This window comes from Nitrososphaera sp. (genome assembly GCF_050748925.1).
Lineage (GTDB): Archaea > Thermoproteota > Nitrososphaeria > Nitrososphaerales > Nitrososphaeraceae > Nitrososphaera.
On the sequence record NZ_JBOGQF010000266.1, the window covers coordinates 1 to 1001 of the forward strand.

The following is a 1001-nucleotide window of genomic DNA, read 5'->3' on the forward strand; positions in this document are numbered from 1 at the left end:
AGTCCACCTGTGGAGGCTGGCCGTAGTGAAAGTCGATCTGGTGGTCAGAGCCCTCTTCGACTGCAAAGTTGTTTACCACTTGGTTTGTGCCGTCAGGGTAATAGACTGCCACGATGTAGGTGCCGGGCGTCAGGTCCAGTAGGTACTGGCCGTTCAGCGACACGAAGACGTTTTCAGTCTGGCCTGTCGACTGCTCTGCCGCGGTCACCGTCGCGCCTATCGCAGGCAGGCCGGTTGGTCCTGTCACGCCGCCATGGAGCGCGCCTGGCACGTCTACTGCCGGCGTGGATGGAGCGTTGACGTTTGGCGTGAGGCCCCCGCTTATCACAAGGCCGGCAATAAGGACTGCCCCAATGATGCCGGCGGCCACATAGATTGCAAGCATGTACCTGCCGCCTGCCTTTCTCTCCTCGCTGGGCACGGGCACCCTTACAGTCTCTGATGCCGTTGCTGGCGGGCGCGGCTCGTAGGGTCTCTCCTCGCCTTTATCGCGCTTTCTGTCAAGCGATGCGCCATAGCCGCCGATGTTTCCGGTATAGACGCCCGAGACTTCGAGCACGTCGTCCGAGTCCGAGATCTCTTTCAGGCCTTCGAGGGTCAGCTTTTGGTTGGTGACATAGTGCGTGCCGTTGTCGTATATGCCGGGGCTCATGCCGGTCTTTTCTATTATGTATGACCGCACCTGCTCTGTGTTCAGCCCGGGCTTGGTGAACACCTCTACCATGTATATCGGGTCCATAGACGGGTTTTCCGCCTTGCGCAAAAGCAGGTCGTGTATCAGCCCGGGATCGACCTTGGGAAGTTGCTCGTGATACTTTTTTTGCAGCTCGCCAAACTGGCTCCTTATTTCAGACATTGACATAAGATAACTACGGCATCACCAGTGATATCCCTAGCTTGGCGCATCTGCTAATCCTCAGCAGCTTTGTTTAACCTTGACAGTTGCGCCTACCTGCAGGCGCCATGAAAGCGTTAATTACTCTGGAGGCACATATCATTCC

1 protein-coding gene is annotated in these 1001 nt (G+C 56.7%); it reads right to left on the reverse strand.

Annotated features, from left to right (window positions below):
- Positions 1 to 856: carboxypeptidase-like regulatory domain-containing protein (locus ACREAY_RS12170; protein ID WP_431756031.1), on the reverse strand; the 856-nt coding region annotated here is incomplete at its 3' end.
- Positions 857 to 1001 lie beyond the last annotated feature (145 nt).